The sequence below is a fragment of the Pseudoduganella flava genome (genome assembly GCF_007830495.1).
Lineage (GTDB): Bacteria > Pseudomonadota > Gammaproteobacteria > Burkholderiales > Burkholderiaceae_D > Rugamonas > Rugamonas flava.
The window spans coordinates 878,809-902,543 of the sequence record NZ_VLKW01000001.1 but is presented as its reverse complement, the minus strand read 5'-3'; the positions used below and the strand labels follow the sequence as shown (position 1 = coordinate 902,543).

The following is a 23,735-nucleotide window of genomic DNA, read 5'->3' as shown; positions in this document are numbered from 1 at the left end:
GATCGTCAGTGTTGTCCAAGGAAGGAACGATATCGCTGCGCTACGGTCTCGGCCAGCACCCGATAGCTGCGCTTTGCTTCGATATAACGGGGCCCGGAGGCGGCCCGGCGGGACGCGCCTTGCGGGTCCGCGAACACCATGCAGGCCGCTTCGGCAAGCGCCTCGGGCGTGCTCGCGGTCAGCCAGCCGGCATCGGACTCCAGCATCACGTTACGCTGGTCCGGATTGTCGTTGCCCAGGCTGGGAATGCCCAGCGCCAGGTATTCCAGCACCTTCGTCGGCGAATTCGTATCGAGAATCTTGCCCCGCGGGAAGTACGACACAGCGGCGTCCGCACCGGCAAGCAACTCCCACGCCTGTGCCGACGGCAGCCAGCCGGTGACATGGACGGCCTCCCCGACACCGCTGTCGGCCGCGTGTTTGAGCAGTGCGTCCACGTCCGCCCGTTGCGGCGCATCGCCGATCAACAGCAGGCGCGCGGTCGGGTAGGTGCGCCGGATGATCACCAGCGCATCGACGACCATGTGGATGTCCCGCAGCGGATCGAGCGTACCGAGATAAGCCAGCAGCGGCACGCCCTCCCAGCCAGGCAGGCGGCGTGGCGTGGGCCGCGTTGCCAGCACTTCCATGTCCACGCCCATCGGCACCGGCGTCATTTTCCCGCGTGGCACGCCCTGCCCTGCCAGCAAATCCAGCATGGCGTCGCTCTGCACGAACACGTGGTCGGCATGACGCAGCACGACGTTGTACAGCAGCCAGTATTCAACGAGTCCCTTCAGCAGCACAAGCCGGTCGCGCAAGCCGCCGCCATTGCGCAGGCGGGAACGGGCACGGTCGATGCGTCCCTCACACATCAGGAACGACATCCAGTAGACGAAAGGAATGCCCTTCAAGCGGGCGATGAGAAGTGCGACGGCGCCCAGGCTCACCATGTCGCGCGCCTGGATCACATCGCAATGGTCGCGGCGCGCTTGCAGCACCGAACGGATACACAGCCATGCGAAGCCCAGCTCGGTGCGCCAGCGCTTGCCCATCGTCGACCGGCGCGTGGAAGCAAAGCCTTGCTCCGGCAACGGCGCCTGGCTGCCCTTGCCGACGACATCGGTTGCAATACCGTGACGCGGCAGGTATTTCCCGAACAGCACCGTGACATCGGCGCGAAAAGTCGGGAGCGTTTCCGGTACCAGTTGGAGAATGCGAAGGGGCTTGTTCGTCGGGTTTGCTGCTTGAGAAGCTTGAGTCATTTGGTTCTTCACTGCTTACGCCAACAGGAAACGCTCGATGTCGGCACCCGGTTCGCCATGGCTGTCCAGCTGCTGCGCCGCGGCTTCGATCCGCTTGGCCAGTTGCGCACGCCAGGCGGAATCGTCCAACGCCCGCTGCAGCGCCTTGCGCATCGCGTCCACGTCGCCGGCCGGCACGAAGCCGGGGTAATCGCGGCCCAGATAGGCCTCGATGGATTCATGGCGGCTCGTGATCAGCGGCTTGCCGTTGCGCAGTACGCGCAGCAGCACGCTCTGGCCGCACGCCTCGCCCGCGCTGCGCAGCGGCATCGCCACCACGCGGCAGCGCGCCAGCAGCGCCTCGAATTCCGCTTCCGGCAAATCCAGGTAGATACGGGTACGCTCGTTCTCGGCGGGCGGCAGGCCGTTGCGCTCGGATGCGACGATCACCAGCGTGGCCGGCAGGTCGGCTGCCGCCTCGCGCAGCAGGCCATAGTCGCGGTTCGAATAACCGCCGGCGAAGATGGAGCCGTCGTCGCTGAGCTGGCCCGGCTGGGCGCGGCCATCCAGGTCCTGGCGCCATAAGTGGAAATGGACGTTTTCGGGTGCGATGCCGCAGTTCTCGATCAGGTTACGGCGCTCGCCTTCCGAAAAGGCGACGAAACCGAGACCGGGGTTACGCACGACGCGCCACAGGGAATTCATGACCCGGCGCACCTTTTCGCTGTGGACGAAACAGGCCAGCGCCAGGAATTTCGCGGGACGGGGCAAATAGCCGATCTTGATCAGCGCCTGCAGCGTCAATGCCTCCCAGCCGATCGCCAGCACCGTGTCGCTCGCCGTCCAGACCCCGCGTGCCTTGAGCAGGTGGGGCGACAGCATCGACTTCAGGATGGCGATCTTGCCGTGGAAGCGCGCCCCGCCCCGCGTCGGCGGGCGCAGCACCGTCACACGTGCACCGCGCGCCTCCAGATACTGAATGATGTCGCGATAGCCGCCGCCTGGCGTCTGCAGAATATGAATCATCGTCTATTCCTTGCCCGAACCGGCAACTCCCTATTGCAATATCGACAATGATAGCACTCAGCGATACGGCCGGTCAAACGTGCGCTCAGGACATGAAACCGATATTCCGCGTCTTGAAGTTGACCAGATTGGGGAAGACATCGAGCAATTGACTGTCGCTGACGCCGAACCAGCGCCCCAGTGTGGCGCCGTACTGCTCCACCGCCAGGTTCGGCAACAATGCGCCGCGGCCGACGTCGTGCGCATGGTTGAGCCCCACCGCCGGGAAGTAGCCATACATGTCGCGGCCCCGGACGGCGCCGCCCATCACGAAGTGGTGACCGCCCCAGCCATGGTCGGTGCCGTCGCCATTGGTCACCAGCGTCCGGCCGAAGTCGGACGCCGTGAACGTCGTGATCTGCTCGCGCATATTACTTCCCATCAGGTTGCCTGTGATGGAATCGAAATACGACAGGCCGTGCGCCAGTTTCGCCATCAGGTCGGCGTGGCGGGTGCGCTGGTTGGCGTGCGTGTCGAAACCGCCAAGACTGACGAAGAAGACCTGCCGCTTGACGCCGAGGACGGAACGGGCCGCGATCACCCGCGCCACCGTCTGCAACTGCACCGCGAGCGGATTGACAGCCGCGACGTTCGTGACGGGGTTGATGTAGTTCGACGGCGCCGGCACGCCGCCATTGCCGCTGGTCGCCATTGCGGCCGCCAGCACGCCCTGCGTTTCGAGCGCGCGCTGCGTGGTGGCGACGTATTCCTTCTCGATCAGGTTGTTCGAGGCGCTGCCGATGATGCTGGCAAGCGGATGGTTGTGGACGCTGAACAGCGTGCCATCCATCGACAGCACGGCGGGCACGCCGCTGGCACTCATCTGGTATTGACCGATGTTGCGGCCCGTGACGAACACGGCGTTTTCCGCCGTCGAGATGCACGTGAACGCATTGTTGCTGTTGCCTGCGGCAATCATGTCCGCCAGACGGCCGCCCCAGCCGTACGCAGCGCCTTCCGGCCGCGACGACTGCCACACCGATTGCTGGTCGTTATGCGAGAACAGTTCGCGCGGCAGCTGGGCGGTGCCGTTCTTGTATTCCGCCAGCGTGGTCGGTTGGACCAGCGGGCCAACGTTCGACACGATCGCGACGCGGCCTGCATCGAACAGCGCCTTGATCGCACCGAGATTCGGGTGTAGGCCGAAGCTGCGACCAGGCTGCTGCGTCGTCAGCCCCAGCGGCAGCGGGCCGCCGGCGGAGGCCGGCGTGCCGAGCGCGATCGACGCCATGCCGGACGAGCGGAAGCGCTGGTATTGCTCCCATGACGTGGCGTCCGTCGCCAGCACCGTGTTATAGGCGTCGTTACCGCCGTTCAGGAACACGCATACCAGCGCCCGATAATCTCCGCTCGCGGCGGCGTTGGCCGTCGCGGCCATGCCGGCCAGCACGGGAACGGTACTCACGCCGGCGAAGGACGCCGCGGAGGCCAGAAAGCGGCGGCGGGAAGTGGATTCAATCATGGTCTTTCCTATTTTTGAACGAGGTATTCCGGGGCCGCCATCGTCAAATAGACGGCGATGTAGACGCGGTTTTCCTTGGCCGTCTGCGCCTGCGGCGAATTGCCGCGCACCGGAATCGACGCCACAGCGCTGACGATCTTCGAGCGCAGGCTGTCGGACATCCGACCATTGAGCAGCAGCAGATTGATGCGGTCGACCAGCATTTCCGGCTGCTCGGCGATCGACAGCTCCGCCGCGTAGTTGGGCCGGATGTCCCAGCTCTGCCCGATGCCGCGCGCCACCGCCATCTGCATGAAGTTCAGGTATCCGATCACCGACGTTTCGCCGACCAGTTGCATCTCCGGCGCGACGTAGCCCGCGTTGGCGATCGACGTGTGCGGCGGCGTATAGTTCGGCCGGTAGAAGTTGAACACCGAGGGCGAGCGCAGCGGATTCTGGCCGATGCCCGTCAGCGGATCCTCCAGTGTCCAGATGACGTAGTTGCCCGAGACGGAACGCGCGTTGAAGGCGCGCAGCCAGTTCGCCAGGCGCAGCACCGGCTCGCGCAGCTTGCCGACGTCGTCCGCCCCCGCGGCGGCAGCTTCGCTGTCCAGCAGGACGGCGCGGAGCACCGCCTTCATATCCCCTCTTACCCCTGCGCCGTTGTCGGCAAAGGCGGCCGCGACGCGGGCCACATACCCGGCGCTGGGGTTGCTTTTCACCAGGCGCTGGATCAGCTGACGGCCGATGAACGGACCCACATTCGGATGGTTGAACAACGTGTCGAGGGCCGCCTTGAGATCGGCTTCGCCGCTGCCGCCCGCCGCCAGGGTCTTGCCGAGGAAAGTCTTCTTCGACGTCGAGTGGTACGCCGGGTAGTTCTGCATCGGCAGGCAATCGCGGTCGGGGCTCGAATAGGCGACGAGGCCGGTAAAGCCGTACTCGTTCATCTGCCCGCCGCCCCAGCTCCAGCCGGTGAAGACCTTCGCCAGTCCGGCGACGTCGTCGCGGTTGTAGGTGGGAATCGGCTGGCCGCCACTCAGCTTCACGGTGCCGTCCGGGTTCAGCTGATGCAGGCCGATCGTCATCAGCTGCATGATTTCCCTAGCGAAATTCTCGTCCGGCGTGCTGTTCTCCGATTCCGGCAGGTTCTGCATGTGGGACAGGTAGATCCCCATCATCGGGCTCGTCGCCACGCCTTCCAGCAGGTCCCGGAAATTACCGAATGCCTTGGCGCTGAGCATGTCGTAGTAGCAGGCCATGCCGCGTGCGTACATGCCGACAGCGCCATCCTGGAACGACACGACGAAGATCTGCGACAGCGCATACGTGACGCGCTCGCGCAGATGATCGCTGCCGATGATGGCGTTCTTCCAGAAGCTCTGGAAGAAGTGGTTTTCGCTCAGGACCGCGCGCGGCGGCAGTGTCGTCGCCATCTGATCCATGTATGCGCGGTGCCAGGCCGGATAGACGTTAAACTGAGCATTAAGCCAATTCAGCTTGCCCATGCTCGCCACCTGGTTGATCTCGTACATCGTCGGCCCGAAGGTGGCCTGGCTGAGGAAAGCCGAGGCTTCCTCCGGCGTGACGCGGGCGGCCGCGGCGGACCGGGCACCGCTGGTAACGAGCTCGCTCGCAAGAATCGTCGGGGCAGCTGTATCGTCCGCGCTCCTGCCGCCCTGTTTGGCCGAGGCGGTAGCCGCGCCGGCACTGGTGCTTTCGGTATCGCTGCCTGCGCCGCATGCGGCAAGCAGGAGAGCAGCGCTCAGGCAAGCGAGTGGTCGAATGTTTAATTTCGGCATAATTTCCGCAATTCATTAATTGACCAGCGGATTCTAAGAGTCGATGCAGTCTTTAGGTCCAGAAACACCTCTTTCAAGGATCAAACATTGCATATTTTGAAAAAAATTGCCCGAAGATCCCGCAAAATTAGCCGAAGTTAGCGCCATAGTTCTTGGTTGAAAGGCTTCTTTAAACATTGCTCAGAGAAATTTCTTTGTCGTTGTTGCGAAAATGCGTCACTTCCTGATTCTTTCGGTGACTACGACGGGCATCTTTCATCCTTTTTTTGAATCACAGAAAACGACGAATGCGGAAAAACCGTAGGTGTCGGATTTTGGCGACAAAAGGCAGCGTGATCGCAGCGGATTACGTGCAATTGCGCAGGTGCCGTTACTGGAGCGGAAGGTGATCGACGCGAACTCGTGCAATGAAGGGGGCAACAAGCAAGCGAAAAACGCTGCTTGGAGCGTGCGGAGAAGCACCGGCGCCGACGCCAATGCTAACCATCGAGGGCATACCCCCTATCCGCATGGCAGCTGGAGCTGCGATCCTCATTACGAAGGCTCGCAGCGTAATGACTGGCGCGGCCCGTACGATCGCCATCGTGAGGACGACGGCCCAATAAAAAACCCCGCGAGCCTGGCAGGCTCGCGGGGTTCGGCAGGGGCAGCCTGCAGACTTAACGGGGAATGTTCAACGTGTCGGTGCCGACCGTCAGCGTACGGTTGGTCGACGTGGAGTCGTAGCGTATCGCCGGGTTCTTGCAGCCGACGTCCAGCACGATCAGCATCTCCTTCGACGTCACCTTGCTCGTGCCGACGAACGCACCATGGTATTCGGTCGTTCCGGCCAGCGAGGCGCCGCCCGTGCGGCGCTCGAAGCGCAGCCCATCCGACACCGGACGCAGGCACACGGTCCGGCCCGCGTTCGTGACCGATACAAGCCCCGCCGCGTCGACGTTGATCGGCGCCAGCGCGTGGAAGTTCCACTCGAACGTCCGTGCGATGGGCGACGCCAGCTGGTCGTGGATCACGACCGCATCGCTGGTGCGCAGGTACCACAGGCGGCGGATGTTCTGCGTCATCGCACCGGTGGGGAACGCCGTCGCGGCCGAACCGGCAACGTAGTACGTATTGCCGTACTCGCCGTAGGCGATGATCTGGCCGTTGAACGCTTTCGGCTCGCGCCACCCGTCGATCACCTGACCGATGCCGCCATCGTACGTGATGGCATTGTGCGCCTTCGTCTGGCGGTACCAGCCGCTCCAGTTTGGCGAGTTGTACCAGTCGTACCAGCCGGCTTCCGTCAACAGGCCGACGCCGCCCTTCTTCAGCACGAAGCTGTTCTGGTCGCCGTGGCTATGGTTGAACGAACCATACGGGCTGGACTTGAAGAACACCGAGGTACGGTTGGTCATGTCGCGCAGGTCGCTGTGGAAGGCGGCCCAGCCGATGGACTGGAACAATGCCGCATTCGGCGGCGGGGCCGGCGTCGCCACGGTCAGGGCCGGCATCGGATACGGACCTTGCAAGTAGGTCAACGGGTCCTCGGTACCAACCAGATTACGCGCATACCATGCCGCTTGCGGCGTCTTGTAACGCAGCGCCAATGCCTTCATGAACTTCATTTCCGGCGCCGTCTCATGGCCATCGCCGAACATGTGGGTGCGCGTGCCCGGCGGCATCATCTCCATGAAGAACTTCAGGAAACCCTGGCTCCACGGTTTATCGAACAGGTTCACGCCGGTCGCCTGGCCCAGTGCCTGCCAGGTCTGCAGGTAATAGTCGATCGTGTACTCGCCGTAGGCGGTACCGTTGCCATAGCCGCCCTCCGGGCCGCTCCACGGATTCATCGAGCTGACGTAGAAACGGAACGCAAAGCGGAACCATTTATCCGCTTCCGGGATATCGCCGAGTGCCAGCGTACTGGCCAGCGCCAGGAAGCCGATCGCGGTGCCGCCGTGCGAGTCCAGCGGGAATTGGTCCATATCGCCCTTGGCCTGGGCCAGCGCGTTGTACATCGCCTCGCCGCGCACGGTCACGATACGCAGCCAGTTGGCGCGGCGGGTCGCATCGAGGTCGGCGGCAAGATAATCGATCCCCTTCATCAACGACATGATGATGGCGCGCGTTGCCTGGTCCTGGTTGGCGTAGCTGGTCGGGCCGTTCGGATCGAGCGCCACCATCTCGTCGCCACGGCGACGGGCTTCGTTCAGGTAGATCGGATCGCCGGTCAGGCGATACAGGATCACGCTGCCTTCGAGCTGCCGGGTCAGCTTGTTGATGGCGGAACGGATCGCCGACGTCTGCGCCGCGACTTCCGCGCTGGCCACGCCGGAGGTCTGCAGCGGCCAGTCGGAATCCTTGACGGTGCCGAGGCCAGTGATCTGCCGCTTCACTTCGTTCGAGAGCCATGTCACATACTGGCCGCGCTCCTGCTGCATCGCGGTAGGCCAGTTCACGTACAGCGGCAGCCCGCTCTGCAGGCCGCGCGGACGCGCCTTGCTCGTCACGCGGCTGATCAGGGTGGAGTCTTCCGGCACCTCGAACTTCGTCGACGCGTCGGTGACGACAAACGAGCGATCGGCCGACCATTCAGTCGTCGTCGAAGGACGCACGCGCCATGTATAGGTCCCGTTCGGCAAGGCCACCGATGGCAGGTACCAGTTGCGATTGGCCGTGTAAGTACGGACGACGGTCGTGCCGGAACGAATTTCCAGCACGTACGCTGCCGGGTTCGTGCTGTGGCGGGGCCATGCGAACGTCGGCGGATTTTGCACCTGGACGCGCAAGTCGGATGGGGTGGCCACCACGACGAGCGGATCGGTGGACTTGGCCCAGTCGGCACCGTGGGCTTGACCGAAGGTCAGCGCAAGTGCCAAGGCCATGCCCAGCGAACGAATGGGAAGGTGTTTCATTCAAGAATCTCCATCGCGAATAAGGAAGAGCGCAGACCGGGGAGCGTACTACCGCTGCGAAAGCAAAGGGGAGCAGCGCCCGAGGCCTGCTCCGTCAAGAGCACATTATACGGCTCCATTTCCGCTAACCAACACATATTCCTCAACAAAACACGGTGTGCGGCGAATTTGCCACATGCAATTTCCCCAATTCTCATGCATATTCGCTACTCTCTATTTCCGCCACATAAAGACTTTGCGTATAAACGAGAGGGACCGATTTGAAGAGCATCAATACCGCTACCCACGCACCGGCACGCAGACAGAAACAAATTATCTGCAGCACTAAGTGAATAACGGTTCAAATCCTGCAATTTGGATCAGAACCGTTATTTTTCGCGCAATGAATCATCGGGATTGGAGCGATTGAATTGCGACCGCTTCTATTATTTACTAATTCGCCGTTCAGGCTCGCGCGATTTGCGCCATTCCTGCCACCGACGTGCCATGCCCGACGAGAAGACCAAGCTCATCAATACGCTGATCGTCCAGTGACTCGAGCAGGCACGTCGGGCGCGCCACAGTTCGCTCAGTGCGGCGGAGCGGTTGCCCGCTACGAGATGATCGCGCGCTATCCCGGCGCGCAGGTCGGCGACCATCCGCAGCGCGGCCCGCCGTTCCGTACCGGTGATCTGCCCCTGCAGCGCGCGCTGCTCCAGCCGGACAAACGCCGGCATCAGTTCCCGCTTGGCCTGGCGGCTGTTCAGGCTACCCAGCACCTCCATCCGGTACCCGACAAGCGGCAGCGGGCAATACACGAGCCGATGCCGTTCTGCAAGCCGGAACCACAGGTCCTGGTCTTCACCGTGCGATTCGCCGACGGGGAAACACGGCTGCATCGACTGAAGTACCGTGCGCCGTACCGCGATGGTGTTGGTATTCCACAGCTTGCCGTTGCGGCGGCGCCGCTCGAAGAAGTCCATCACGACTTCATATGGCAGCGGGGTCGGAAGCGGCTGAGCCCATACCTCGGGTTCGTAGTCGCGGGTCCAGCGGAAATGCGTACTGAAATAGTGGTGATCCGGCAGCTGCGTGGCCATCGCGACGATCGCTTCAAGATAGAACGGGCCGTACCAGTCGTCCGCGTCGAGAAAACTGATCAATTCGCCGGTGGCGGCTTCAATGCCACGATTACGGGCCCGCGATACACCGCCATTCGGCTGCTGAATCAAGCGCAGGCGGGAATCCTCGATCTTCTTGATGACCTCAGCGCTATGGTCGGTAGAACCGTCATCGACGACGATCAACTCCAGGTCGGCATGCGTCTGTTCCAGAACCGACCGAATCGCAAATTCGACAAACTCTGCCTTGTTATACACAGGCATCACGACGGAACACAGCATCTGGCACCTTTCTGCAATTCAAATTTATTTCAAAACCCATCCGCCACTGACCGGGAAAGGCCTGGTGGCTCCGCACTGTGGCGCGGGCTGGAGATCCTGTTACGGTCACCGTTCGCTGCGCCTCCGCCTGCTCGCACGCGCCCGGGCACCAGCCAAGGGTTCCAGGCGCATCGAACTTTCCTGCAGAGGAGCCAGCCTGGCGCCTGGCGCACGCCAGTGCCGCCCAGCGGCACTTTGGGGCCAAGATCAGACTGATGACGTTAGCCCGACTTCGGGCCGATGGGACGATATCGCTAATGCGCGCCGTTACATTCGTCGTACGCATTCTCATCAGAAAGAATCAACACTGCCACACAACCTGAGCATTGCCGACTTATTCCAACAGTAACTTGCTTGCCGTCAAATGTAGACGGCGGCGCGCGGATGCACGCGATTTAATGCCAGCTTCACCGCGACTGGCAAGACCACCCCGACGAATGAGAGAACCACAAAATAAATAATAAAATATTCGTCGCGATACGGTATCAATGGCATTAGCATTCCTTTCACTAAGCCAATAAATATCGTATTCATCAGGTAAATCGACAATGTGTGATTACCGAGAAACACCAGGCGATCGGCGACGACGCCGCGTACGAGCTGCGCCGCCGTCAGCACGGCCGGGATGGACAGCATCCCCACAAACCATTTTGGCAACCATCCGACGAGGATGGAATACACGATTGCCGCGGCAAACGGCACACCCCAGACCAGTGCGTAGCGCGCGGACAGCACGCCCGTCACCAGCCGGCTCCAATGTTGTCCAAGCAGGATGCCCGCCGCCAGGAACGGCAAGTATTCGACCACGCCGGTGATGTTGAGCAGATAAGTCCATTCGAACTGGTTCAGCACGATGCCGAGAGCAAGCAGCAGCCAGGGCGTGCGGCGCTCGTCGTACTGCATCATCCAAGGCACGAACAGGAAGTACCAGGCCAGCACCTGGATATACCACAGGAATACCGACGCGGATTGCATCGGATACAAGATGATCTTCACGATGCCGCTGACCAGGCCGTCTGGAATATTGTCGACATGCATGAAGCGTTGGGCGACAAGCTTGCCCGCGACGATGATCACGCCAAACACCAGATACGGCACCAACAGCGTACGGATCCGCTTGCTGACCAGTTCGCCCACCGCCGCCCAGGACTGGCGGTGACGCCACGACAGGCCCAAGCCCATGCCGGACAGCGCCATGAACAGCGGCATATGGAACGAATACAACGCCCGCTTCAGGATCGGATACCACTCGACTCCCGGCACGTTTCCGCGGGAGACGACATGCCCCAGGACGACACAGATGATCGCCGCTCCTTTTGCGATGTCGAGTGCTTCAACACGTTTCATTTACTGCCATTCCTCCACTGGGCCGTCACACGGCGCGTTGTCGTCGCGAGCATCAGGCGACCTTCACGAAATTTGAGCAACCACGGGGGCAGCCGCGGGAGCTACCGCCGGTTGCTGCTGCTTTCTTGTTTTCGCCTGCGCCCAGCTGGCTTTCGCATGCGGCAGGCTGTAGGCCGTCAGCACCACGAGCAACAGCAGATGGGTCATCGTGTCCAGGCCAAAGCCCGTCATCTGCAGCGGCACTTCACTGACACCGCGCACCACGAGGATCAGGAACAGCGCCATCGACAGGCCGCCGCTGGCGCGCGCCGTGCGCAGGGTCATCGCCAGCAAGACCAGCGCGTAGACGAACAAGCCGACGAGACCGACCGTTCCGGCGCTCGAGGCCGTCTGGAAGAGCTGGCTGTGCGCATGGACTGCGAACGGCAGCCGCGCGGCGATCTGGAACTGCAGGTTCCAGATTGTCAGGCCGTAGCCAAAGATCGGATTGCGTTCGAACTCCTCCTTCGCGACGGCCCAGATGGCATCGCGGCCGCTGAACGACGCCAGTTCGGCGCCGGCACCGCTGGAGAACATGCGCTCCACCGTGCCGCCCACGTCGGCGAACATCAGGACGACGCCGACGATCGTCAGCGCGACCATCATGCCGCCAAGGATGAACGACGGCAGCGCCGGCCGGCGCGGGTCTCCGAAGCGCGCGGCCAGCGCCGGCCGGTAGCGGTAGAAAACGATGCACGACGAGGCAAGGATCAGCGAAATCCAGCTGGTCTTGGACTGGGTCAGCAGCAGCGAGCCGAGACCAAGTGCCCACGCCGCGCGGTTGACCGACAGCTTTTCGAACGGCCGGTGCCACAGGCACAGCAGATACACGACCGCCAGCGGCCCCAGCGTGTTGGCGTGCGGCGCGAGGCCGGCGTAACGCGGCAGGTGGGGAATCAATCCGTGGTACGCGAAGTCGAGCACCTGGGACGGCCGGACGAGCAGCATTGCCGCGCTGGCCAGCAGGAACAACATGCAGGCGTTACGGATCGATTTCACTGTCAGGTCGGCATCGTAAGCACTGAACAACAACGCGCACTGGCCGAACAGCGCCATGTACAGGTATTCGTGCGACAGATTCGGATGCCGGCCAAACAGTGCCGGGCTGGCGACGTTGCTCAGCACAAATACCCAGAAGCCGAACATCAGCAGTCGCGGCGGCGGCTCCGCCTTCTTCAGGTGCACCATCCGATGGAGGATACGCTCGCCGCAAGCGAGCAGGACGAACACGGAAGCGAAGCGGCTTACCCAGACCGCGAGCGGGTGCTTGCCGGTGGCCAGCGACATGATGTCCGATTCGGCGCTCAGGTCCCGAGCCGACAGCGCAATGCCAATCGCGGCAGCGGCCAGTGTCGGATAGAAGATGTAAGGTACGAGCCCATGGTCCCGCTTGTGCCCCCAGTGCATGGCCAGCGCCAGGCAGCCAACCGCGGCCAGCGCCACCAGGATAACGATCAGGGTGATCAGGATTTCAGTCATGGCAAATTCTCATTGGTGCTGCGTTCGGGAACGCAGGTACAGGTAAAGCCGGCCCGGCACCGGGGGAGTGAAACGCTTCAGCATGTCGACTACCCGCGAACCCAGCAATTGCGGAAACGCCAGCACCGCAACGGTCGGTAACAGCACGCCTCCCACGACCGCAGCGGTCAACTGCAGCAGCGGCAACGTGCCGGCGGGCGGCAGGCCCGCGGCGCCCAGCGTCCCGACCGCGGTCGTTGCCATCAGGATGGCGGCCCGCCACCCGATCGACAACAGGACCGGCACGCCGACATGCAGCCGGACACAGGCGCAAACGCCGACGACGAGCGCGCGCATTGCCAACGTTGCCGCCGCAACCAGCGCGACCGCTGTCGCGCCCTGCCCCGCAAAATGCCACAGCCCCACGAACGCCAGGGCCAGCACCGGCATTTGCAACAGGCTCTCCAGGTGCCGGCCGCCCGTGTTCCACAGCACCGGCGTGGACAGCCCCCAGCTGACATACGCCGGCATCGCCAGCGCGAGCACCGCCAGCACGGCGGACGATTCGGCCCAGACCGCGCCATACAGGAAAGCGATCAGGTGCGGTGCCGCGCAAGCCAGCAGGATGAAGGCCGGTCCGACCAGGATCCACACGCAGGACAGCACGGACAGATAGACTTCGCGCAGGCGTGCCGGCTCGTCCTGCAGCTTGCTGCCGGCAGCAAGGAAAGCAGGCTGCAGCGCCGTCAGGAACAGCGAATTCGGCGTGTTGGCCAGGTTGTAGCCGACCGTGTACACGCCTACCGAATGCGCGTTTAGGAAGCGGCCCAGGAACAGGCGGTCGACGTTATTGAGCAGCCAGTTGCAGACGTTCGTCACGAAGACGGTGCCGCCGGCCGACGTCGAGCGGCGCGCGCCGGCGTACCACAACAGCGGCCGCACGGAATGCGGAGCACGCAGGAACGTCAGCACCAGCGCCGAGAACGATTGGCTCAGCCACGCGGACACCAGGGCCCAGACGCCGAAGCCCAGGAATGCCAGCGTGACGCCAACCAGCAGGTAGCCGATGACGTAGCTGACGATCTGGATCACGTTCAGCGTGCGGAAATCCAGCTTGCGGCGCAGCAGATTGCTGCCGGGCGCGGTGACCGCCGTCAGCACGCAGGTAAGGCTGAGCCAGCGCACGATGATTTCCACGCGCGGCTCGCGGAAGTACTCCGCGACCAACGGCGCCAGCAACAACAAGGCCAGCGTCGCGGCCGTGCCGGACAACAGTTGCCACGTGAATGCGAAGCGGACGTCGTTCTCCGTCAACTCCTTGTTCTGCACGAGGCTCCAGGAAAAGCCGAAATCCGCGACGAAGGTGCTGAGCGTCAGCACGATCAAACCCATCGCGAACAAGCCGTAACTCTCCGGTCCGAGCAGGCGGGCGAGGATGACTTGTGTCAGCAATTGCAGCAGGAAACGGATCGCCGTTCCCGCCGCGGCCCACTTCACCGCGCTGACACTTTTTCGATTCAGCTCACTGCCGCTCATCAGACTGACACTTCCGTTGCAAAGAAGGCTGCATCAGCCATTGAAGGTGCCGATCAGGCGCGCGCGGTCGGCCGCCGGCAGGCGGTCGATCAGTGCCCTGATGAAGTCGGCCTGGACGCCGTAGGCATGGGAAGTATCGGTATCGAGGGTGGAAACACGTACCAGCATCCCGTCCGGCACGACGCCGGTCAGGCCGATCTTCAGTTCCTGCAGGCGCTGGTCAATGCCCGGACGGGTGATCTTGTCGCCGATCGTGATCCAGTAGGTGATCGGTTCGCTGCGCGCGCCGGTCACGGCCAGCAGCTGCCGCACCGGCAAGTTGCCGTGCGGCGTCGCGACCTCGCCGACCTCGTTGCGCCGGACGTCGAACCCTTGTGCCACGTAGCACACTTCCGGTTTGTGCACGCCCATGTTGTCGCTCTGGTCGCCACCGTAGGCGATCGACAGCATCACCCGCTCGCCATCGCGATTGATATACGTGCGCGACAGCGTCTGGTTGTAGATACGGTTCAGGCGCGCCTGCGTGTCCGGATCGACCTGCAGCGGCACGATGGTCGGGTCGACTTTCCAGTCGCCGAACTCGCGCGGAATCCGCGTCTCGAGATCGAACTGGCCGCGCCGGTCGGCCATCTTCGCGGTCGGCGCGACCGCGTAGCTGATCGCCGCGGCCGATGCCATCATCGCGAACAACACCAGGCTTACCGCCATGGGCTTTTTCATGCTTTTGCTCCCTGGCGCTCGCGGCGCCGCACGACCCACTGCAGCAGCGAATCGATCGAAAGTATCAGGATCAGTGCCGAGACGAACAGCACCATGCCGGCGAACCCGTGCAGGAAACCTTGCCCCGCCGCGTCACCCAGGTAGAACGTCACCAGCGTCAGCGTGATCACGCGAATGACGTTCGCGGTAAACGAGATCGGGATGATCAGCAGCGCCAGCGCCAGGTTGCGGAAGGCCGACGTATGCCGTACGACGTTGAGGTAGAACAGCCCCAGCGCTTCCAGCGTGAGCAGCGTCTGCAGGCCGGCGCATGCGTCGGCGACGAGCAGCTGATACTGGCCGATTTGCAGGATCACCCCGCTGCGGGCGATGGGGTAACCCGCCGCATACAGCAGATGCTCGGTGACGTACGAGACAGCCATCTTCATCGGCATCGTCAGCGCGCTGACGACCGTGCCGGGCAGCGGAACCAGGAACAGCATGAAGAAGAACGGGAACCACTGCACGCGCAGTGCCGGGAAGCCGCGGCGCAGCAGCAACAGCGCCACGGCCACGCCTTGCAGCGACAGGATCTCGAACGACAGGATCTGCTGCGAGCGGCCCAGTACGTACAGCAGCAACGACACCACAAGGACCGGCCAGCCCGCGGCGGACGGCCGGGCGGGCAACTGCTGTACCGTCGGGAGATTGCGCCACATCAGCCACAGCGACAAGGCCAGGATGATCGGGCCATGCGCCTGTTCCTCGCTGGCCCAGGCGCCGGTGAACAAGCGATACAGCGTGGGCACCAGCAGCAGGGCCATGCCCGCCACGATCGGCACCAGCTCGGGCGGCAGCTTGCGCAACGCTTGCGGCTCCGCGGCCGGCTGCAACTTGTTCGCCATGTCCATCAGAAGCTCACCAACACCGAACCGACGACCTTGACGCCGTTCTGCGCCAGCTGGTCGCTCATCGTGGCGATCGCGGCGAGCGGCGTCACGTCCTTGCGCGCCACCAGCAGCACGCCGCCGGTGCGTGCCGCGACGGCCATGCCATCCGAACCGCTGCTGCTTGCCGGGACGTCGTACAGCACCACGTCGTAACGGCTTTCCAGCTGGGTGTTCAGCGTGCCGAACGTATCGCGGCTGAGCAGTTCCTGCGGATTCGGCGGCAGCGTGCCGGCGCCCAGCACCGACAGGTCGACGAACGATTCCACGCGGGCGATCGCGTTCAGGTCGGCGCGGCCGGCCAGCACATCGGACAGACCCTGGCGGTTCTGCGCGTTGAAGATGGCTTGCTGACGCGGCTGACGCAGATTGGAATCCACCAGCAGCGTCTGTTCACCCAGTTGGGAGAACACCACCGCCAGATTCGCGGCGAACAGGCTGGCGCCGTCGCCCGGACGGGCGCTCATCACGGTCAGCGACTTGTGGCCGCGGGCGAACCAGCGCAGCATCAGCTGGCTACGGACCGCGCGCAGCGTTTCGACCTGCGGGCTGAACGGCTGGTAAGCGGCAACCAGATGGGGCGAGAACTTGCCCTCGCCCGGCTGCAGGTAGGGATAGTCGAACTGGCGCGCCAGCACTTGCTGGATGTCGGCTTCCGTGATCAGGCCGAGGCGCTGTGCCGCCTCGCCGAAACGGATGCCCAGTTCTTTCTGCATGCGCAGGACGCGTTCCGCGCCCTCGGGCGTGATCTTGCCCGACTCCAGCAGGAGGCCGCCGATGCTGTTTCCGGCACCGGCACTACCGCTGCCGTTGCCGCGCGCCGGCGTCTGCGGTGCCAGGGGAATGGTTGCTTGATTCATGGCTGTCTCCAAATCAGATCAGGTTAAGCGCGGACGGCGCGGCATCAGGGAAGCAAGGATGCCTGTCTTGCGGCGGGCCGGCTCTTTCCAGTCGATGACACCGAACAGCGGAATGTCCAGCGCGTCGTTGAGGTCGTTTTCGGAACGCACACGGCGGTCAAGCAGTTCCAGCACGATGGCGGCACCGAAGCCCAGCAGGATGCCGAGGAACACGGACAGCAGCAGGTTGCGGAACACGCGCGGGCCAGACGGCTCGGTCGGCACGACGGCCGGGTTCAGGATCGCGATGTCGGACTGCTCGGCCTGGCCTTCGATACGGGTCTGCGAGCCGCGCTGCGACGTCACGTCGAACGCACGCTGCGCGCTCTCGACGTCCTTCATCAGCACGTTCATCTCGTCGCGGGTGCGGTTCAGTTCGAGCACCTTGGCCTTCTGCTCCGCCAGCGCCTGGCGGATCTGCGCTTCGCGCTGGGCCAGCACGGTGGCGTTGTTGCCCACGCTCTGGGACGTCAGCGCGATCTGCTCGTTCAGGTCGCGGCGCAGCTTCGCCACTTCGGCTTGTGCGCTCTCGTATTGCGGGTGGTTGCGGCCGAGGCGTTGGCCGATATCGGCCAGCTTCGCTTCCGCGTTACCCAGGCCGACACGCAGGTTCTGGATCAGCGGGTTCGCGGCGACGTCCGGCGACGCGCCGGCGCTGCCGCTCGCCATGCGCTGGCGCGAGGTCGCTTCCATCAACTGGGCCTGGGCGGCAACCAGCTGCGCGGACAGGTCGTTCAAGCGGTTCGATTCGACGTCGAGGCGGTTGTCGACGCTGACGATGCCGTGTTCCTGCTGGTATTTGGACAGGCGGCTCTGCGCTTGTTCCACGTTGTCGCGCAGCAGCTTGGTTTGCTGGTCGAAGTAGTTCGACGCGCGGCGCATTGGATCGACTTTCAGCTGCACCGATGCATGCATGTACTCTTCGGCGAAGGCATTGGCCACGGCCGCGACGAACTGCGGGTCGGAGCCGGAGAAGCCGACGCTGACGACGCTGCTTTCGCGTGACGGCGTCACGTCGAGCTTGCGCAGCAGCAGGTCCGCCAGCCAGTCGCGGACGGAGCCCTTGCCGTCGGTGCTCTCGTTGAACTGGGCGATCACGGCCGGGCTGTTGGCGAGCTGCAGGCGATCGACGACGCGCAGCGCCACGTTCTTACTGCCGATGATGTCGATTTGCGTCGCCATATAACCGGGCATCAGCTGGCCGGGCATCGTCAGGCCGGTCAGCGGGTCGACACCCTTGTAGTTCAGCAGCAGCGTGCTGTTCGCCTGGTACGTCTTCGGCAGCAGCAGGCTGACCGCGAGCGTGACGACCACGACCAGCAGCAACGTGCCGATCACCATTTTCTTCCGGGCCCGGAGGATCAGCAGTAGTTGAGAGAGATTCATGAGTACACCTTACACTTGAGGGAACGCGAAGCCTTGTCAGAACAGGCTTTCCTTGACATACACGATATCGTCCGGCAGCAGCAGGTCGTCGTGCTTGGCATCGATCACCTGGATCTTGCCCTGGGCGTCACGGCGCTTGATGCGCATGCCACGCTCAGTACCGCGCGGGGTCAGGCCACCGCCCACCGCCAGCGCTTGCAGTACCGTCATCGAACGCTCCAGCTTGAATGCGCCCGGACGCTGCACTTCACCGTAGATATAGAACCGCGGTGCGCGTTCCACATACAGGATATCGTCCGCGCCCAGCTCCACGTCGCGCTGCAGCTCGCCGGTGCGCATCATCTCGACGATGTCGACGGTTTCCTTCGTCACGTTGCCGCTGCGTTTGCGGATCAGCGTCACGGTGTCGGCGCCATCGATGCTGGTGCCGCCGGCCAGCGCCAGCATGTCCAGCATCGTGCGCTTGCCTTCGATCGGGAAGCGGCCCGGGCGATTGACCTGGCCCAGCACGGAGACCTGCTGGCTCGAGATCGCCGTCACCAGAATCGTCACCTGGGGCTTGCGGATGAAGCCGCCGCTCTCGAGCAGGCCGGCCAGTTTCTTCTCGGCGGCCGGCAGTTCCAGGCCGCCCAGCTGCACCTGCCCGACCAGCGGGAACGTGATCACGCCACTCTGGCTGATCCGGGTTTCGGTGGTGAGATCAGGGCTGCCATAGACGGAGATCTTGACCACGTCCCCGGCCCCCAGCGTTGCATCGGCCGCCATGGCCCAGCCCATTGCAAGCGTCATCACACTTGCCAGCATCCACATCACGAAGCGTTTCATAGGATTCCTTTTTTTTATGTCGTTGATCGCGTCACTACTTACTTCAGACCGGCGACGCCGCGTGCATTGACGTCTTCGCCATGCGACGCATTTGCCGCCGGTGCCGCCGGGGCCGGCGCAGCAGCCGGGGCCGCGGCAGGCGCCGGTGCGCCGGTCGCTGCGGGCTGGTTCATGTACTCGATCTTCGCTGTCGAGCGCAGCTGCTTGACGGCCGCCTCCGCCGCTTCCTTGTTCTTCTTATTGAACAGGAACTGTTCGATCTGCGGACGCGCTTGCTCGAGCGAGACCGGCGCGTCCTTCACGTCGGCAATCGACAGCAGCATGCTGCGCTGGCCTTCGCGGATGATGAACAGCTGGCCCTTCGGCATCGCCTGCAGGCGGGTGCTCAGCTCGGGCGGCAGTTCGGTGGTGCTGCGGCTCAGCTGGCCGCGGCCATAACGGATCTTTTGCTGGTCGAGCCACTTCGCCACTTCCTCGATCGACTTCGACGCATCGATGACCTTCTTGGTCTCGTCGGTCACGTCGGACGACGCCAGCACCAGCTGGTTCATGTCGAACTGCTTGCGATTCGAGAAGAACTGCGGATTCTGGTTGTAGTACGCCTCGACCTCGGCCTTCGTCGGACGGGGAATCGTGCCGACGCGCTTTTGCAGATAGGCCTGCGCAACGATGGTTGCCTTGGCCCGCTCGATCGCCTGCACGACCTTCGGATCGCGGTCGATCTTTTCCTTTGCCGCCTCGCTCTGCAGCAGCTGGCGGTCGATCAGCGCTTCCAGCAACTGCTTGCGGGCGCCTTCCTGCTGGGCCACCTGCGGATTGACGCGTGCCAGCTCCTCATTGAGCTGCAGGACGGTGATTTCCTCGCCGTTCACGCTTGCCAGCGCCTGCCCGGGCTTCTTCTCGGCTTTCTCACCGCAAGCCGACAACACAGCGGCAGCCAGCACCAGCAGGCCCACACCCAAGACCTGCGTATGACGGCGTTGGCCGTGGCGATGTTTCGGGCTGGATTGTTCAGAATGTTTCAAGAGACTCCTCCGGTTCCATGATGAGCGCCGTGGCGGACTGCCGGTTCAGCGGTTCAAATATTTACAAAAATATCAAATTAGAGACAAGAAAGCAACTTTTTAGTCGAAAGCTTGCGCCACGGCAGATGGGCGTGTCGTCCCAGAAAGTTGCAATTTGATTCACGCATTGTAGCGAAGGAAGTGCGTTGACACGACACAAAATAACAACATTTAAGTCAGTCTTCAGTGTGCGTTCTCCCGCGCGAGCACCACCTTGACGGTCTTGACGATGATCCACAGGTCGAGCCACAGCGACCAGTTGCGCAGGTAATCGAGGTCGTAGCGGATCCGTGCTTCCATCTTGTCCAGCGTCTCGGTTTCACCACGGAAGCCATTCACCTGGGCCCATCCGGTAATGCCGGGCTTGGCCTTGTGGCGCAGCATGTAGCCCTTGATCAGCTTGCGGTACTGCTCGTTGTGCGCCACCGCGTGCGGCCGCGGCCCCACGATGCTCATCCGCCCTTGCAGCACGTTGAGGAACTGCGGCAGCTCGTCGAGCGACGTCTTGCGCAGGAACGCGCCGACCTTCGTGATGCGCTGGTCGTTCTTCTTGGCCTGCACGACGTTGCTGCCATCTTCCGTCACCGTCATCGAACGGAACTTGTAGACGAAGATCTGTTCGCCGTACAAGCCATAGCGGCGCTGCCGGAAGATGACGGGACCAGGCGAGCTCAACTTCACTGCAACCGCGATCGCCAGCATCAGCGGCAACAGCATCAACTGGATGATCAGGGCCAGCACGATGTCACTGGCGCGCTTGAGCAGGCTGTTAAAGCCCGTGAACGGCGTTTCGCAGATCGCGATCACCGGCATGCCGCCGACGTTGTCGAAGCGGGCCTGCATCAGGTCGAACACGTAGATGTCGGGCAGGAAGTAGACCGATGCGGTCGTGTCCTGCAGGTCGTCGAGCAGCTTGCGGATGCGCGGCTGGGCCGAGATCGGCTGACTGATGAAGATCATCTTGATGTTGTTCTCGCGCACATACGCGGCCACGTCGCACATCTTGCCGAGAATCGGGTGATGCAGTTCGGGCGGGCGGCGGTCTTCGGTGCGGTCGTCGAAGAAACCGCGCACTTCCATGAACAGGTTCGGATAGCGCTCGACGGTGCGGGCGAACTTGATACCGACGTCGTTCGCACCGACGATCAGCGTGGAACGTACTTCGCTGGCGTTCGACGGATCGGAACCGACCTTGCGGGCGGCGAGGTGGCTGGCCAGCAGGACGAACGGCGTGGCGACGAACCAGGTCAGCACGACGCGTTCGTCGTAGTGGTAGGCCAGGCCGCTGACGTTGCCGAGAAAGACCAGGATCAGTGCCGTGACACCCCAGCCGCAGAAGATGTCGCGCGAGTAGGCCAGCATGCGGCCGCTGCGCCACGTACGGTACGGGTCGATGTGCTGGTAGACGGCGGACGAGATGAAGAACGCGAGGATCATCAGCACGAGCGCGTAGCCGGTAAACGGCTCGCCATACATCGTCGAGGTGGCATACAGCGCCCCCATGATGACGAGGGGATCCAGGACGCGTTGGAAGAACGAAATCAGGGGAATATCGTTAATGGTCATTGCAACACTTCTTTAGAACTGCACGCTGCCGTTGATCGACACGCCGTTTGCACGGTAATCATTGGTGCCGGCAAGCTGGCTGCCGTCCCGTTTTTCGCGGAAGGCAGACACGCTCAGCTGTGTGCGCAGCGTCGGCGAGTAGGTCAAGCCCAGCTGGCCGCTGGTTGCCCGGTCGCTCGTCTGGCCGGTAAAGCCGATGCCCGGGAACTGCTCGAAATCGCGGGTTTCGCGCCGCACGCTGGCCGAGGCCTGCAGCTTGGCGCTGATATCCCACGTCGCACCCAGGCTGCCGCCCTTGTTCAGGCTGTTGCTGACGATGAAGCTTTCGACGGCCGCGAATTCGCGCCACACTTCGCCGGTGAACTTCACCTTGCCCAGTGGCGCCCAGGTCACGGATGCCCGCCCGTTGGCGCCGCTCGAATCGCGGCTGCTGGAACGTTCGTGCTTGCGCTTGGCGTAGCCTGCCAGCACCTGGACGTAGGTGACGCCGCTGATCCGCCAGTTGATATTGGCCTTCAGCTCATCCTGCGTGTAGTTGTCGTCCAGCGCGATGCCGCCGATGAAGCGGGGATTCTCATAGCTGCCCTTCAGGCGCCGCGCGACCAGGCCGATCTGGCTGCCGCTGGCGGCAAGGTAGTCGCCACCGACTTCCGACACGTCCTCGGTACGGTTGTTGACGCGCTGCGCGAGCAGCTCGTATTCGTGCTTGGTACGGGTGAAGCCGGCGCGTGCCTGCCAGCTCGGGTGGAAGCGCCATTTGCCGCTCAGGTATTCGCGGCGCGTGGTGCGCAGATTGCGCTCGTCCGAGTTGTAGTCGGTGAACGGCGTCAGCGTCTCGACGTAGCTGCCGCCCAGGTTGCCCGAGAAGCGATTGCCGAGCTGCCAGGCAAGATCGGCCTTGAAATCCTTGCCGTTGTAATCAAGTTGGGTGTAATGATCGAACGATACTCGGGAAACCTTCGCCGTCGCCGTCAGCCGCTGGCGGCTGATGTCGCGCTCGACAACGATACCGGCCTGGGCTTGCCGGGCCCGGTCGGAGCGCTGCTCGACCGGATAGTTGTCCGGCAGCCGCAAAAGGTTGTCGTCGTAGGTGTATCCGAGCGCCACGAATGGGTGGATCGTGTCGCTGATCTCGGCCATGGCGCTCCCCGAAAACAGTGCGGCCGCGCAGGCCACCGGCAGCAAGCGGCAGCGAACGAATACTTTTGAACTCAGCATTATGATTTGGTCTTCCCGAAATATTATCGAACGTGCAATCTTACCAGTAAGTCCAGTTGGCAGTAACGACTACCCAGACCCCGAGCAAGCCATTGGTCGTGGCGTGCGCGAGAACCGCGGACCAGAGATTGCCGCTTTTTATGTAGAGCAGGCTGTACGCCGCACCGGCGACGATGCCGGCGAACCAGAGGTTGTGCTCGACCCCAAATAATATCACACTGACAACTACTGCCATCGTTCCGACGCGTGCCGGATAGACGTTGAGGAATTGGCGCTGTTCGATCCAGCGCATCAGGAACGAGCGCCAGAACAGCTCTTCCATCACCGGCACGACAAGGGCCGCGCCGGCGACGCGGATGGCAACGAGCAACCAGTCGATGCGGCCGGCCGCATTGGTCGGATTGAAACCGGCGGACGCGCCGACCTGCATCCACGCAGCATCCAGATTGACCCATAGCACGAGGACAACGACGCCCACCACCACGGCGGCGGCCGCCTGGCTCCACCGCAGCGTGCGCCAGGCAAGCTCGGTGTAGTGATGCCGGTACATCCACAGCAGGCCGACGACTGCCGCGGTCTTGGCCGGATACAGCCAGCGCAGCGCCTCGTCGCTCCATCCCAGCCGCGCCAGCAGGTCGGCGAGCGCGATGAAGGCCATGTAGGTGGCGAACGGCAGGATACGTGCGGTGGAGGGACGCTGGAAGAACCCGTCGCCGCCGGGGATGCGCTCCGCATGTGCAGGCGCCGGCGTGGGAGGTCGATGTGGCTGGGCGGTCATGACGATCTGCATTCCTGAGGTTTGATGGACCACTCCCACTGGCCCAAGGTTTGCAGATTTTACAATAACCTGCCCGATGTGTATCGCTTCAATTGTGCACCGGGGCAATTTAAGGCGGATCTAA

General features: G+C 63.1%; 18 protein-coding genes. All 18 read right to left on the bottom strand.

The features are described 5' to 3' along the window. Positions 1–5: 5 nt before the first annotated feature. The 18 genes from IP92_RS03930 to IP92_RS03845 all read right to left on the bottom strand — a co-directional run bounded on the left by IP92_RS03930 (position 6) and on the right by IP92_RS03845 (position 23,623). Positions 6–1,244, bottom strand: a complete 1,239-nt coding sequence (locus IP92_RS03930) for a glycosyltransferase (protein ID WP_145873176.1) — start codon at positions 1,242–1,244, stop codon at positions 6–8. Between the two features lie 15 nt (positions 1,245–1,259). Further along, the gene (locus IP92_RS03925) at positions 1,260–2,249 is read right to left on the bottom strand and encodes a glycosyltransferase family protein (protein ID WP_145873175.1); all 990 of its coding nucleotides are present in this window, start codon (positions 2,247–2,249) and stop codon (positions 1,260–1,262) included. 85 nt (positions 2,250–2,334) lie between these two features. Next, entirely contained in the window at positions 2,335–3,750 is a 1,416-nt protein-coding gene (locus IP92_RS03920) for a DUF1501 domain-containing protein (RefSeq protein WP_145873174.1), read from the bottom strand. A gap of 8 nt (positions 3,751–3,758) precedes the next feature. Beyond that, positions 3,759–5,531: a DUF1800 domain-containing protein gene (locus IP92_RS03915; RefSeq protein WP_145873173.1), complete on the bottom strand. Its 1,773-nt coding sequence runs from the start codon at positions 5,529–5,531 to the stop codon at positions 3,759–3,761. A gap of 659 nt (positions 5,532–6,190) precedes the next feature. Continuing rightward, a complete protein-coding gene (locus IP92_RS03910; RefSeq protein ID WP_229418605.1) occupies positions 6,191–8,428 on the bottom strand; it encodes a DUF4962 domain-containing protein in 2,238 nt (745 codons plus the stop codon). Positions 8,429–8,853: 425 nt separating this feature from the next. After that, positions 8,854–9,810, bottom strand: a complete 957-nt coding sequence (locus tag IP92_RS03905; protein ID WP_145873172.1) for a glycosyltransferase family 2 protein — start codon at positions 9,808–9,810, stop codon at positions 8,854–8,856. Positions 9,811–10,209: 399 nt separating this feature from the next. Further along, positions 10,210–11,196: an acyltransferase family protein gene (locus IP92_RS03900; RefSeq protein WP_145873171.1), complete on the bottom strand. Its 987-nt coding sequence runs from the start codon at positions 11,194–11,196 to the stop codon at positions 10,210–10,212. 63 nt (positions 11,197–11,259) lie between these two features. Further along, positions 11,260–12,714 carry an O-antigen ligase family protein gene (locus IP92_RS03895; protein ID WP_145873170.1) on the bottom strand — a complete coding sequence of 485 codons (1,455 nt, stop codon included), beginning with the start codon at positions 12,712–12,714 and terminating at the stop codon, positions 11,260–11,262. A 9-nt stretch (positions 12,715–12,723) separates the two neighbouring features. Continuing rightward, positions 12,724–14,229 carry a lipopolysaccharide biosynthesis protein gene (locus tag IP92_RS03890; protein WP_229418604.1) on the bottom strand — a complete coding sequence of 502 codons (1,506 nt, stop codon included), beginning with the start codon at positions 14,227–14,229 and terminating at the stop codon, positions 12,724–12,726. Positions 14,230–14,262: 33 nt separating this feature from the next. Beyond that, positions 14,263–14,949 carry an exosortase-associated protein EpsI, B-type gene (gene epsI / locus IP92_RS03885; protein WP_145873168.1) on the bottom strand — a complete coding sequence of 229 codons (687 nt, stop codon included), beginning with the start codon at positions 14,947–14,949 and terminating at the stop codon, positions 14,263–14,265. Further along, positions 14,946–15,839, bottom strand: a complete 894-nt coding sequence (gene xrtB, locus IP92_RS03880) for an exosortase B (protein WP_145873167.1) — start codon at positions 15,837–15,839, stop codon at positions 14,946–14,948. The genes epsI and xrtB overlap by 4 nt, the downstream gene beginning before the upstream one ends. Next, positions 15,839–16,735: a chain length determinant protein tyrosine kinase EpsG gene (epsG, locus tag IP92_RS03875; RefSeq protein WP_145873166.1), complete on the bottom strand. Its 897-nt coding sequence runs from the start codon at positions 16,733–16,735 to the stop codon at positions 15,839–15,841. The genes xrtB and epsG overlap by 1 nt, the downstream gene beginning before the upstream one ends. 18 nt (positions 16,736–16,753) lie before the next feature. Beyond that, positions 16,754–18,160: a chain length determinant protein EpsF gene (epsF, locus tag IP92_RS03870; RefSeq protein ID WP_145873165.1), complete on the bottom strand. Its 1,407-nt coding sequence runs from the start codon at positions 18,158–18,160 to the stop codon at positions 16,754–16,756. Between the two features lie 36 nt (positions 18,161–18,196). After that, complete coding sequence (gene epsE, locus IP92_RS03865; protein WP_145873164.1) at positions 18,197–18,985, bottom strand: polysaccharide export protein EpsE; 789 nt, start codon at positions 18,983–18,985, stop codon at positions 18,197–18,199. A 38-nt stretch (positions 18,986–19,023) separates the two neighbouring features. Then, positions 19,024–20,010, bottom strand: coding sequence for an EpsD family peptidyl-prolyl cis-trans isomerase (locus IP92_RS03860; protein ID WP_145873163.1), 987 nt, complete (start codon positions 20,008–20,010; stop codon positions 19,024–19,026). Positions 20,011–20,232: 222 nt separating this feature from the next. Next, positions 20,233–21,615 carry an undecaprenyl-phosphate glucose phosphotransferase gene (locus IP92_RS03855; RefSeq protein ID WP_145873162.1) on the bottom strand — a complete coding sequence of 461 codons (1,383 nt, stop codon included), beginning with the start codon at positions 21,613–21,615 and terminating at the stop codon, positions 20,233–20,235. 12 nt (positions 21,616–21,627) lie between these two features. Continuing rightward, a complete protein-coding gene (gene epsL / locus IP92_RS03850; RefSeq protein WP_229418603.1) occupies positions 21,628–22,755 on the bottom strand; it encodes an XrtB/PEP-CTERM-associated polysaccharide biosynthesis outer membrane protein EpsL in 1,128 nt (375 codons plus the stop codon). A gap of 118 nt (positions 22,756–22,873) precedes the next feature. Then, on the bottom strand, positions 22,874–23,623 hold the full coding sequence (locus tag IP92_RS03845; RefSeq protein ID WP_229418602.1) for a CAAX prenyl protease-related protein: 750 nt from the start codon (positions 23,621–23,623) through the stop codon (positions 22,874–22,876). Positions 23,624–23,735 lie beyond the last annotated feature (112 nt).